Origin of the sequence: Neolewinella persica DSM 23188 (assembly GCF_000373105.1) — a bacterium.
GTDB lineage: Bacteria > Bacteroidota > Bacteroidia > Chitinophagales > Saprospiraceae > Neolewinella > Neolewinella persica.
Genome location: NZ_KB890414.1, coordinates 261,450 through 274,264, shown reverse-complemented (window position 1 = coordinate 274,264; position 12,815 = coordinate 261,450). Strand labels below are relative to the sequence as shown.

8 protein-coding genes are annotated in these 12,815 nt (G+C 53.6%); 6 read left to right on the top strand and 2 right to left on the bottom strand.

The window, feature by feature from the left end; genetic code table 11:
* Window positions 1-61 precede the first annotated feature (61 nt).
* From B036_RS0102655 to thiL, 6 genes are all read left to right on the top strand, one after another.
* The gene (locus B036_RS0102655; RefSeq protein ID WP_026231610.1) at window positions 62-1,177 is read left to right on the top strand and encodes a DUF4249 family protein; all 1,116 of its coding nucleotides are present in this window, start codon (window positions 62-64) and stop codon (window positions 1,175-1,177) included.
* 95 nt (window positions 1,178-1,272) lie between these two features.
* On the top strand, window positions 1,273-3,687 hold the full coding sequence (locus B036_RS0102650) for a TonB-dependent receptor (protein WP_020567137.1): 2,415 nt from the start codon (window positions 1,273-1,275) through the stop codon (window positions 3,685-3,687).
* A gap of 81 nt (window positions 3,688-3,768) precedes the next feature.
* Window positions 3,769-5,214, top strand: a complete 1,446-nt coding sequence (locus B036_RS0102645) for an ATP-grasp domain-containing protein (protein WP_020567136.1) — start codon at window positions 3,769-3,771, stop codon at window positions 5,212-5,214.
* Window positions 5,215-5,237: 23 nt separating this feature from the next.
* The gene (locus tag B036_RS0102640) at window positions 5,238-6,239 is read left to right on the top strand and encodes an ATP-grasp domain-containing protein (RefSeq protein WP_020567135.1); all 1,002 of its coding nucleotides are present in this window, start codon (window positions 5,238-5,240) and stop codon (window positions 6,237-6,239) included.
* Window positions 6,205-7,191, top strand: coding sequence for a succinylglutamate desuccinylase/aspartoacylase family protein (locus B036_RS0102635; RefSeq protein ID WP_020567134.1), 987 nt, complete (start codon window positions 6,205-6,207; stop codon window positions 7,189-7,191). Before B036_RS0102640 ends, B036_RS0102635 begins: the two co-directional genes overlap by 35 nt.
* A 129-nt stretch (window positions 7,192-7,320) precedes the next feature.
* Window positions 7,321-8,358: a thiamine-phosphate kinase gene (gene thiL / locus B036_RS0102630; RefSeq protein WP_020567133.1), complete on the top strand. Its 1,038-nt coding sequence runs from the start codon at window positions 7,321-7,323 to the stop codon at window positions 8,356-8,358.
* Here thiL and porZ read toward each other — a convergent pair.
* Both porZ and B036_RS0102620 read right to left on the bottom strand, forming a co-directional pair.
* Entirely contained in the window at window positions 8,348-10,726 is a 2,379-nt protein-coding gene (porZ, locus tag B036_RS0102625) for a type IX secretion system anionic LPS delivery protein PorZ (RefSeq protein WP_020567132.1), read from the bottom strand. The genes thiL and porZ overlap by 11 nt on opposite strands.
* Before the next feature lie 617 nt (window positions 10,727-11,343).
* A complete protein-coding gene (locus B036_RS0102620) occupies window positions 11,344-12,768 on the bottom strand; it encodes a CCA tRNA nucleotidyltransferase (protein WP_020567131.1) in 1,425 nt (474 codons plus the stop codon).
* Window positions 12,769-12,815 lie beyond the last annotated feature (47 nt).

Genomic DNA, 12,815 nt, shown 5'->3' with positions numbered 1-12,815 from the left:
AGGACATGAAGGATTATTACAGCAACTTTAAAAGATGTCTTACCTCCCCTGATAATTTTCCATGAAGAGAACTCTTACCCTCTGTTTACTTGGTGCATTGCTGTCGTGTGCAGATCCGGTTACTCCCGGGTTTCAGCTGGAAACCGGACTTTACCTGATCGAAGGAACCATAGCTGATCAGCCAGGCTTTAGTGAAGTGCGGGTTTCACGTAGCGAGCTTCGCTCGTCCCGATACCTGCTTTTCCCCGCTGCGGAAGTAATTGTCTCTTCCGTTGATGAGGATGGCCAGGAAGTATTCTGGGAGCCGATGGAAAACACGGCAAACTTTCAACCACCTGCGGACTTCGCGGCCGAGACGGGGAAAGCCTACTTCATTCGGGTGGTAACTACTGAAGGTAAGCTGATCGAATCCCGGCCCGACGTTGTGCCGGAGCCCGTACGCATCGAGGAGGTGCGTCTCAAGTATGAGCAAGAAGCTTACTTCAATCAGGGATTACAGCGCTTCGTGCCGGCCATTACACTGTTGGTTGATTTTCAAGATCCGGGAGGCGTGCAGAATTTTTACCAGTACCGCTTCCGAAAATGGCAACCAGCTGTCGTCTGTGTCTCCTGCCCGGAACGGTTTCGTTATCGGGATGGCGAATGCCAGGACTGGCGTCGTAATTTCGGACGCTGGGATTATCTGTGTGACGGGATGTGCTGGAACATCACCCAGAGTTCGGGCCTGGAGCTCTTCCGTGATGAATTCAGTAACGGTAACCCGATTACAAACATTGAGGTAGGTCGCCTGGACTATGTGCGGGGCCTCGCACCCGGCATCCTGTTTGAGGCTCAAATGTTGGGCATCTCCAAAGGGGCTTTCGCTTACAAACGCGTATTCAAAGAACAAACGGAAGGTGGCGGTGGCCTCAATGCCGCCAACCCAACGGCGCTGGTGGGTAACCTGAGTCAAGTGAATGAGGAAGGCGATGTAGTGCTGGGGTACGTCAATACCGCCGCCGTCACAACCCGTAGAATATATGTACATCCGGACGATGTACCGCTGGCGCCATTGGCAAATTCGTTTACGATCATGCAGGAACCTCCGCCCGTTGGTTGTGACCTCGACTGCCCGCCCCTGGCCCCCTGCACGGGACCGAACCGCACCGCCGAAGTGCCGGAGGGGTGGGGAAGATAGCCTGCTTCTTAATCCCCGCTGCTGCACCTGCGCGCCGTCGCCCAACTACGCCACGGTATCCGTACCTCCCTAATTTTACCCTTGATCGATCACTTATGAAGCTGCCATTTCTCACCTTCCTGTTCCTGCTTTGTACCGGCCTTTTGGCACAAGAAACCTATCTGGTCACCATTAACGTGGACGACGCCGAGACCCGGGAGCCACTGAGCTACGTCAGCCTGCAGGTCCTGGGAACGGGAGAAGGAGGCATCACCGACGAAACCGGTCGCTGGAACATCCGACTGCTAAAGGGAGGCTATACTTTTGTGGCGTCCTTCATCGGGTACGGTAATGACACTCTTTCTGTCACCATCGATGAGCCGCAGACGCTTAACATCCGGCTTATTTCCGCTTCTGCTACCCTAAGCACCGTCACGGTGACGACGAATGACGCCCGTGACCGACTGGAGCGTCCGCTTATGGGGGTGGAGCGGCTCAATATTAAGCAGATTGAAGCACTGCCTCTGGCACTCGGAGAAGTTGACGTTTTTAAGGGACTGCAATTGATCTCAGGCGTAAGCTCCGCTGGCGAAGCCAGTAATGGCCTTAGTGTACGTGGCGGAACCATTGACCAGAACCTGCTGCTGCTGGACGGCGCACCACTTTTTACGCCAACGCACCTCTTTGGCTTGTTTTCCATCTTTACCCCGGATGCAGTAGGCTCTGTGAACCTCTACCGGGCCAATATTCCCGCCCGTTACGGTGGCCGGCTGGCCTCGGTGGTCAATGTACAGACCCGGAGCCCCAATACCCGGAATTTTAAACTTCAGGGTGGGATAGGGCTGGTGTCCAGCAGGCTGGCCGTGGAAGCACCGCTGACCAGGGACGGTCGCCTGCAAGTGCTGGCTGCTGGCCGTTTCGGTTTCAACGATTTCCTCTTCGGCCTGGTCGAGCGCCTTCGGAACACCAAAAGCCGTTTTGCCGACGGCAGCCTGAAGCTGCGTTACCTGGCTAACGATAAAAACATCTTCACCTTCTCAGGCTTCTACAGCAAGGACTTTTACCAGATTGATCTGCTTAACAGCTTCGGAGGTATTGTGGCCACCAGTAATCAATACGACTATAAGACGCTCAATGGAACTATGGACTGGCTGCGGGTTATTAACGACCGAACCAGTTTCCTCACCAAGGTGATTAGTGCCAATCACAACCCCAGGATCCTTTTTCCACAGGAGGCCTCAGATGCGGTCATCGAATATGGCTCCGGGATCAGCTATAATGCTGTGGAGGCTTCGCTGGATTACCGCTCTGCGAGCGGACACCACCTCTCTGGGGGAGCTCAACTGGTACGGTATGACCTGCAACCCGGGCAGTTAGACCCCGGCGGGTCCCCCGCCATCTCTTTTACGGAGTTACCAGCAGAGCAAGCACTGGAATTAACCTTTTTTGCCGAAGACGAATGGACCGTAGGCGAAGCCCTGACCTTGTCCGCAGGCCTTCGGTATACCCGCTTTAGTCAAATTGGTCCGGGCACTTTACGCTCCTACGAGCCAGGAGAAGAACTCCTCGAAGAGACCCTGGTTGGGACAACGGAAGTCGGTGCGGGCACCCCCCTGACCACCTACGATGGTTTTGAACCTCGCCTGGGGCTCAGTCTGAAACTAACGGACCGGTTACGTTTTAAAGCAGCTTACGCCGTTACCCGCCAGTACCTTCAGAATATTTACAATTCAACCACGCCGCTGCCGACGAGTCGGTGGTTGCTCTCTAACCAACACGTGGTGCCGCAGCAGGCCAACCTTTTTACGGCCGGGTTCTACCAACTGCTTGGAGACAAGGGGCTGGAGTTTAGCCTGGAGGGCTACTACCGCAAAATCGATAACCTGCTGGAATATAAACCAGGGGCTGATTTCTTCCTGGACCCGACGGTGGAGACGGATGTTCTACAGGGTCAGGGCCAGGCTTATGGCTTTGAACTGGGGATGACGAAGACGGCGGGTGCAGTGACCAGCAGCGTCAACTATACGTATGCCCGGGTACGCAACCGCGTGAAGGGGGACAACTTCAATACCACCGTCAACCGTGGAGAATGGTATAATGGCTACTTCGATCAGCCGCACACCTTTAACGGCACTCTCGGGTGGGACGACGGAAAGACGCACCGGGTCGGTTTTAACCTGGTAGTGCAAAGCAACCGACCCTTCACGGAGCCTAACGGCGTGATTGAACTGGATGGAAACGTGGTGCCGCTGTTTCTGGAGCGTAACAATGCCCGCTTACCTTTGTACCATCGCCTTGATTTTAGCTGGACCATCCATAATCCGCACATGAAGAAAAGCCGTTGGGTGGGGGATTGGACCTTCACGGCGTACAATATTTATGGCCATCGAAACGCCTACAATATTTACTATCTGCCGCGCCTTGGAAGTGGTGATGAGGAAGTTTTTCTGGACAGCCCGCTGGCGAGTTATAAGTTGACGATCTTCGGGGCGCCCATTGTTAGTTTGAGTTACAGTTTCAAGTTTGAGTAAACCGGGGGGAGTGCATTGAAATAAATACTGGATATTTAAAGTAATGCGCCTACTTTTGCCCCGCCTAACCAAGTAACCACCTTGACTACAAATCAACCCGTCCTCGTTGTACGGCCTGGAAGTTTCAGTGCTGAAGCGCACTGGTACCCTAAGGCCCTCAATGCCACCATTCACCCGCTGGTCAGCTTTTTTCTGAACCTGTCTCCGGAGCGGATCGTTAACCGGTATTGCCACCTTAATCCGAAAACAGACAAACAAGAATTACTGAACTTGCTGAGGTATGAGTGTCGACATTTTCTATGGAGCGGTGCTGACCTGATCCACGCCACCACAGCGGAGGGTAATCGGCGGATGGTGGTTATTGAAAACAATAGTTGCCCCAGCGGGCAAAAATCGATGCCTTTGCTGGACGATCACCAGGAAGAAGGCGGCTACCGCCGCCTGGTGGAACGCACCTTTATGCCGTTCGTCAAAAAACGTAGCGGCGGAGCCAGAACCGATGGCCACCTGGCGGTCATCTACGACAAAAACCCGATGGAAACCACCGGCTACGCTGCCGTCATCGCCGATGTTTTCGATGAGGAGGTCTTGTTGATCACCGACTACGATGAAGCAACGGAACGTAACCTCAAACTGGAGGACCAGCAATTGTTCGCCCTGCACGAGGGCGAATGGGTGCCGTTGCGTGCGGCTTTTCGTTACCTGACCCAGAAGCCCTGGAACCGGTTGCCATTGACCTGTAAGACGAAAATTCTTAACCCCATTGTTGCCTGCCTCGCTGGCGGAAGGAACAAAATGGTGGCGGCTAAAGCTTACGATTTCTTCAACGGAGAACTACGCCAGGCTGGTCTGAAAATACATGCGCCGGAGACGATCCGTGATGTGTCCAAAAACGAGATACCCTTGTGGGTGGCGCGTTGGGGTGGGCAAGCAGTTATAAAGATCCCGTACAGTAACGCCGGGCAGGGGGTGTTTACCATTACCAACGAACGTGAGCTGAGCGAATTTATGGATACGGAGGCGCACTACGACCGCTACATCGTCCAGAGTTTGATTGGGAATTACCAGTGGAGTTCCAACAGTTCTACCGGCCGTTATTTTCACGTCGGTACCATCCCGAATAAAAAGGGCCAGACGCACGTTTGCGACATCCGTATGATGGTGAGCAGTACGGAGAAAGGTATCCGCCCGCTGGCTTGCTACAGCCGCCGCGCAGCGGAACCCCTGGCCGACGAACTTACCGGGGATGACAACTCCTGGGCCATGCTCGGCACCAACCTGTCTGAAAAACTGGGCAATAACCAATGGACCAGTGACGTGAATCGGCTGATGTTGATGGACAGGCGGGACTTTAACCGGATGGGAGTCGGCCTCGATGACCTCATCGAAGCATACATCCAAACGGTGCTTTCCACCATCGCCATCGATAAAATGGCACAGCAACTATTTACTAAAAAAGGGAAATTCAGCAAGCGTCTGTTCCAATCCCTAAACGATGATCCGGTACTACTGGGAGAGCTTTTATAGCCATCATTACCTCAAATCGAGCAATGCAATTCCTTATTCTTACCGACCACACTGGTCACTCCGACCAGAACTCTGTTTACGCACTGGTTCGGAAATTACGCGCTGACGCTCGCACGAGCGGAGTTATGGTCGCCAGTAAGGGCGATCCGCGCAACGACCCGTTTTTTGCCGGAGAACTGGAGCATCCGGTTTACGGGATGTTCCTGGGCCAGGAAACTGATTTTCAGTTTGATGCTTCGGGGCGGCAATTTACGGAAGCTCCAACTGCCACAGAATTTGGTGAACAAGACGTAGTTTGGTTGCGACTACCGCCGCCGGCGGACGCTGCCTTTTTTGCTCGCTTAACGTCTTTCGCACCTGCGACCGCGCAAAAAAAACCGATCCTTATCAATGACCCGGCAGGGATTATGGAGACGGGAAGCAAAGATTTTTTGCACCACTTTACGGATTTTACGGCGCCGGTGCGCAGGATGCAAAGTAGGGACGACCTTCGTGAATTTGCGTCGTTGTACCCGATAGTGCTCAAACCCCTGCAGGAGTATGGCGGTCGGGGCCTGGTGAAAGTGAGCAATGGAATGGCTGAGGTCGATGGTCGGGAGGTTCCGTTGGAAACCTGGCTGAGTACCGCCGATCCCACGGCTTATTTAGGGATGAAATTCCTGAAAAACGTCGGCCAGGGCGATAAACGAATCCTGGTCGTCAATGGAAAAATACTGGGTTCCAGCTTACGGATTCCTGCTCCGGGCGAGTGGCTGTGCAACGTTGCCCGTGGTGGTACTTCGGTGGTGGCGGAAGTCGCTCCGGAAGAAGAAACGATGATCGCCGCCGTAGCACCCATCTTATTGAAAAAAGGCATCGTAATTTTCGGCGCCGATACCCTGGTAGACGACGACGGTAAACGCGTCCTCTCCGAACTCAACACAAATAGCATCGGCGGTTTCCCCCAGGCGGAAGCCCAAACCGGTCGCCCCATCCTTCAACAAACCATCAATGGTATCTACGACTACCTCGAAGAGCGGCTTTAACGGCCTCCCCATCGTCCTGAATTTTAACCTCGACGATACGACTCCGGGCACCATCGCCCATTACTGGTTGCGCCTAGGAAGCGACGGAATGGGCAACCCCATGCTGGTACCGCTGATGGTAGCCAGAGGCATGGAGCCCGGCCCCATCCTTGGCCTGACGGCAGCAATTCATGGTGACGAACTGAACGGCATCTCCGTTATTCAACGCCTTTTTGCGGATCTGGATGTAGCTGAGCTGAAGGGGACCGTCGTCGCTATACCCGTCGTCAACATCCCCGGCTTCAACCGTCAGCAACGATTTTTCTCCGATGGCTCGGACATCAATCACCTCATGCCAGGGAAAATAGACGGCAACGCCAGCCAGGTATACGCCTACCGGCTGGTCAACCGCTTTCTGAAGTTTGTGGACCACCTGCTTGACCTGCATACCGCCAGCCGGGGCAGGATCAACAGCTACTATGTCCGGGCCGACATGAGCCAGGAATCCACCCGGAAACTAGCCTTGCTACAAAACCCACAGCTTATCGTCCATAACCCGGCGAACGATGGTACTTTCCGGGGTACTGCGGATGAAATGAACATTCCCGCCATTACCCTGGAAGTGGGTAACCCCGGTGTTTACCAGAAAAAGCTGATCCGTAGTGGCCTGGTGGGCGTACACAACGTTCTCAGTCATCTGGGAATGACGGACGATGAAATACTGCAAGTACCAATTCCTACTATCCTGTGTAAAAAGAGTTATTGGTTGTACACCGAAACCGGTGGTTTGCTCCATGTCCACGTCGATTTGTTGCAACGCGTAAAGAAAGGTGAACTGATCGCTTCTCTCCGAAACGTATTTGGTGACCTTACGCAGGAATATCATGCGCCGGAAGATGGGGTAGTGATTGGTAAGTCCACCAGTCCCGTGAACATGAGCGGTGGGCGGATTTTACATTTGGGTATTGAGTAGTTGAGCTATTTGCACGATTGGTCTATTGGTAAGTTAGTACGGTAGCCTGTTTGACTTTTAAGCGTTTGGTGCGTTCTCTCTAACAGACCAATAGAACCAACAGACCAACGAACCAACAGACCAATACCTATGTCTACCAGAACGGATGTAAATAGCCTCGGCGAATTCGGCCTAATTGAGCACCTTACCCGCACGTTTAAAAATCGTCAACCCTCCACGGTGCTTGGCGTTGGAGACGATGCGGCCATTATTGAAACCGGCGGCGACGAGCAGTTGGTGGTCAGCACCGATATGCTGGTAGAAGGCATTCACTTCGATTTTGCCTACACGCCGCTGAAACACCTGGGGTATAAAGCGGTAGCGGTTAATGTGTCCGACATTTGTGCAATGAACGCCCGGCCCCAGCAAATTACGATCAGTCTGGCGATCAGTAACCGGTTCAGTGTAGAGGCTTTGGACGAATTTTACGCCGGTGTCTACGCCGCCTGCGAAAATTATGGTGTTGACCTGGTGGGTGGAGACACAACAAGTTCGAATAAGGGGCTGTACATCTCCGTTACGGCCATTGGCCGTGCGCCGGCCGGGCGGATCACCCGCCGCTCCGGGGCAAAAGTCGGCGACCTGATCTGTATTACCGGCCACCTGGGCAGTGCCTACCTCGGCCTGCAACTCCTGGAACGGGAAAAGCAGGTATACCTGGCTAACCCGGACATGCAGCCGGAAATGAAACCCGAAAACAAGGATCTCTACGCCGCCATTCTTCGTCCCGAAGCCCGGACGGACATGGTCGACCTCTTCGCCAAAAACGGCATCGTTCCTACTTCCATGATCGATATTTCCGACGGTCTGGCCAGCGAGATCATGCACATCTGCAAGGCCAGCGGCGTTGGCGCCATCATCGAAGAAGGGAACGTGCCCATCAAGCAGGAAGCACAGTTACAGGCCCTCGAATTTAACCTCGATCCCATCACCTGTGCCCTCTCCGGTGGTGAAGACTACGAACTCCTCTTTACCATTGACCCGAAGGACGTGGACAAAGTCCGCTTCCTGCCGGATCTTTATATCTCAGGTGAGATTGTTGCCAAGGAAGATGGGGTGAAGCTGCACACTGTGGGAGGGAACATTCATGATGTAAAGGCGCAGGGGTGGAACCATTTTAACGGATAAATACAATCTTACCCACCGCGCTCTCCGCATCAATCACTCCAATTCCTGGCTTACTGGAAGCAAAGACCAGGTACACTCCGCTGGTCACCCGCCGGCCGTTGTAGTCGGTACCGGACCAGACAAACTGCCCGCCGATGGCGGTGCCCTCAGCCACAAGTTTGCCGGACAGGTCAGTAACTTTTATGCGCGCATCGCGCGCCAGGCCGTTAATGGCGATGGGGCCGTCGTAGCCCGGTTCCACGGGGTTTGGGAAAATCACCAGATCTTTTTTGAACGTCCTTCCTGCAGTAGTCGCCTCGGCCCGGTAACTGATGATGCCTAACTCAGTCCCAAAATAGACAGTGCCAAGCGTTGGGTGTATGGCAATGTCCCGGACGATGTTGTCGAGTAACGGGCTGTTCCCCTGGTCGAAGAAAAGCAACTGTTCTTCGCCGTCGGGGGAAAGCAAGTAAGCCCCGCCGTTAGTCCCGATCCATTTACGGTTGCCGCCGTCGACGGTTATGGACCGGATCTCTTCCGTTTCCAGCAGAAAGCCGCCAAAGTCGTTCGCCTCAACTACCGGTAGGCGGCCCGGGCATGATTCTGTATTAAAAACATCACTCCGGCATTCGAACAGCGCAATGCCCTGGCTGGTGCCTACCCAAACGTTACCGTCGAGGTCTACGGCGATACTGCGGACGTTGTTGGAGGGGAGGACGCTGTTGTTGGCGGTGATTACGCGGCAGCGGTCGTCACTTGGGTCCAGAGGTGTACCCATGGGGTCGATTACGGTCAGTCCGTTACCAGCATTGGTGGAGTGGGCCGTCCAGAGGTAGCCTTCCGGGTCGATCTCGATCAGTACAGCTGTATTTTGACCACAGTCGCCTCCGATGGCGGCCCATTCTCCGTCCGGGCTCTGGACGCTGATGAAGTTATTATCGGAGGCCAACCCGTTGGCCAAATAGGTAAAGCCGTTTTCATCCGAAACTGCTCCCATGACCCGGACCCGGCCGGGGCCGGCGTTGGGGCTGAGGCGGAGGCTACTGTTCGACTCGTCAAAGAGTTCTCCCGTGCCGGTTTCCGCATCAAAAGAAACTGCTCCTTCAAAGGCTGAGCTGAACCAATGACGCTTGGTGACCGGGTTGTAATGGACGTCCACAATTGCCGCAACATCGTCGTCACCTCCTATGGCACCGTCCCGGCCCAAAAACACTTCAGAGGTGGCAAGGTTAAAGAAATCCCATTCGCTGTCCCGGTATCGATAGGCACCACCAAAATTGAAACTGGCACCAAAATTTTCATTCAGTACACTTGGGGCGACCCAAAGCGAGGTTCCATCATGAAGCAACCGGTTATTGTCGTCGGTCAGCGGACCGCTGTATTCAATTTCGTTACATTCCCGATCCTGGTCGTCTTCGAAATAACGGATTCGGGGCGTCGATTGATCTTCCCCGAACCAGATGCGGCCACGGTCGTCTTCAATTGCATAGTTGGTTTGGATGATGCATTGGGAGAAAACCCTTCGTTGGTCTCCTTCCTCATTGAGGAACATCAGTTGGCGACTGCTGCAATCATCGTCAGTACAGCGATAGCCGGCCAGTAACCATTTGGGACCGACGCTCAGGTACTGCAAGCGCCAGGGGCGATCGTCATTAGTGTCGAAGAATAAGGCGGCGGTATCTGCCTGTAGGCGGTAAACATCTTTATCAACACCGAAGTACAGTTCGTCTTTATAAACGTTGATGGCCGTACTGGTGTAGTCTCCCGGGAGGCTAAAAGCTACTCCCAGCAGGTTCCAGTTGCCAAAATCGTTTAAGTTGACGCCTTCCCGACGGGCGCGGTAAAGCCCTTCTTCCGTTGCGGCGTACAAAAAGCCGTTGTGGATGGCAGTCCCTTCAACTTTTACCCCGGTGAAAGTGGTGAATAAAAAAGTCTCATCATCGAGACTCAGTGCCGAGACACCGTACCCGGCGGCCAGGTAAACAGTGTTGTTATCGCCAAAGAATAGGTCGTAAATCTGTTTGTCGCCGCTGAAGCTAAAATTATCGATCTGTCTTAAGGTCGAAAAACGACCGTCGCGCAGTAGATCAATCACACTATTTTCGTAAACGATGATTAATGTCTCAGTGGGCTTATGGTAGCGGATTAGCCGGACGCGAGCTTCGGCGAGTCCGTCTTCCCGCGCAAGTCGACTAATGCTAAGGTCATCTTTGTCGAGGTAAAAGATCGCCTTTCCGGTGGTATAGATGATCGAGTGCTCACTCTCAGTTACGTAAGTGCCGAAACGGTAGGATTGTAGGGTCCGCCATTCACCGAGGCTATCCGCTTGGGCAGATAATCCATTAAGGAGAAATAAAAAGAGAAGTAAAAGATAGTTTTTCAGGGGCATACGACAAAGGTAGGGTAGTGGCCGGAATGGGCCATGTCGGGTGGTATGCCTTTAGATACGTTTAGTCCGGGGTTCGTAGTCTGTGGAGGATGATTTTGGTGAAAATTGTCTTTTGGGCGCCCGGATAGTTCTGGGGGTGGGTGTAATGCTAAAGATGAAGGAGCTTTAAAAGAAATTTGCTCACACGAAGTGGTTTGGGTAATCCCGTGGCGCTGAGCGCTTGCAAACGATGCTGCTCTCAAGTCAACTGTGTCCCAAACCTTTACGGTTTGGGGGTAAGGGGAGAAGACAGTATTGCCTTCTCCTGAGGCCAAAAAAAAAGGTCCCAACGTTGCACCGTCGGAGACCTTATATTGTAGCTTTCTAACTACTTTGTAATAACTGGAATCTAGAGCGCTAGAGCGCCAAAATAAAAAAACTTTCAGCAGGGGGCGAAAAACCAACAATCCGCTACCCTGAAAATTAAACACGCTTTTTGGAAAAACGCTGACTGGAAATGTTGCACCACTTCCGTCAGTGATACAAAGATAACGCAGGGGGGGAGGGGGGGAACACCCCATTGTGATGGGGTGTGGGGTGGGAGGGGTGTTAAAATTTTCGAAATAACCCGAAATCAGTTATTCTTCTTCGCCACCAGGAACCAGGCCTAAAGATGCTGCTACTTCCATCATTTTTCTGGTGGCTGCTTCCAATTCATTAGGGATGTCACCATCCAGGATAGCTTCCCGTACGGCGTCCTTGATCAGGCCCACCTGTCGGCTGGGCTTGATGTTAAAGGTTTCCATTATTATCTCACCGGTGATGGGGGGTTGCCAGTTTTTGAGGTGGTCTTTCTCCTCAATTTCGGTCATGCGGTCCCGGAGTAAGACATAATTCTCTCGGTACCGCATCACTTTTTGAGGGTTTCTGCTGGTGATGTCGCTGGCGCAAAGGGTCATCAGGTCGTCGATGTCCTCACCGGCTTCGAAGAGGATACGGCGGATGGCAGAATCCGAGATTTCTTCCTGAGTTAGAGAAATCGGTCGTTGGTGGAGGGCTACGAGTTTCTGAACGTACTTCAGTTTATCGTTGGGAAGGCGAAGCCTGCGGAAGATGCGGGGGACCATATTGGCCCCTACGGCATCATGGGCGTGGAAGGTCCAGCCTGCGGTAGCTTCCCAGCGTTTGGTTTTGGCTTTGCCGATGTCGTGCAACAGGGCCGCCCAGCGGAGCCAGAGGTCCGGACTGCGTTCGGCTAAGTTGTCGACTACCTTAATGGTATGGAAGAAGTTGTCTTTATGCTTACGCCCATTGCGGGCCTCAACGCCGCGCAGCGCGGCGAGCTCGGGCAATACATAATCCAGCAAGCCCGTATCGTTCATCAGGCGGAAGCCTACACTCGGCACCGGAGAAAGCAAAATCTTGTGCATCTCGGTTGCAATACGTTCCCAGCTGATAATCTTGAGCCGTTCCCGATGTTCCCGGATGGCCGTAACCGTTGCGGGATCCAGCTGAAAACCTAATTGGGTGGCAAACCGTATGCCGCGCATCATGCGCAGCGGGTCGTCACTAAAGGTCTTGCCGGGTTCCAGTGGAGTAACGAGGCGCTTGGCCTCCAGGTCCTCCAATCCGTTGAACGGATCGATGATGGTACCATAGTCCTGCTCGTTGAGGCTAATGGCGAGGGCGTTGATGGTGAAGTCCCGCCGGTTCTGATCGTCAGCCAGGGTACCTGATTCGACGGTAGGCTTGCGGCTGTCGGAACGGTAACTTTCCTTGCGGGCGCCGACAAATTCGATCTCCATGCCCTGGTGCTTCAACGCGGCAGTCCCGAAACGCTTATACACGGTAACCCTGCTGCGGGGGTGCAGGCTGTTGCCGACCCGTTGCGCCAGTTCAATACCGCTACCGACGCATACGATGTCCAGATCTTTGCTTGGCCGGGCCAGTAGCCGGTCACGAACGTAACCACCCACCACATAGGTAGGGAAGTCGAGTTCAGCAGCAGCTTTACTGATGACTTCGAAAATTTTTCGTTCGTTATCGCGAATCTGGAAAATCATATCGGAGGGCGAAGATAGGTGAATTCCGTGGAGGATTCCGGCCACTT

Excerpts from the sequence above, each read along its gene's own strand:
- B036_RS0102620 (WP_020567131.1), bottom strand. The coding sequence starts at position 12,768 with ATGATTTTCCAGATTCGCGATAACGAACGAAAAATTTTCGAAGTCATC.
- B036_RS0102640 (WP_020567135.1), top strand. The coding sequence starts at position 5,238 with ATGCAATTCCTTATTCTTACCGACCACACTGGTCACTCCGACCAGAAC.
- B036_RS0102650 (WP_020567137.1), top strand. The coding sequence starts at position 1,273 with ATGAAGCTGCCATTTCTCACCTTCCTGTTCCTGCTTTGTACCGGCCTT.
- B036_RS0102635 (WP_020567134.1), top strand. The coding sequence starts at position 6,205 with ATGGTATCTACGACTACCTCGAAGAGCGGCTTTAACGGCCTCCCCATC.
- thiL (WP_020567133.1), top strand. The coding sequence starts at position 7,321 with ATGTCTACCAGAACGGATGTAAATAGCCTCGGCGAATTCGGCCTAATT.
- porZ (WP_020567132.1), bottom strand. The coding sequence starts at position 10,726 with ATGCCCCTGAAAAACTATCTTTTACTTCTCTTTTTATTTCTCCTTAAT.
- B036_RS0102655 (WP_026231610.1), top strand. The coding sequence starts at position 62 with ATGAAGAGAACTCTTACCCTCTGTTTACTTGGTGCATTGCTGTCGTGT.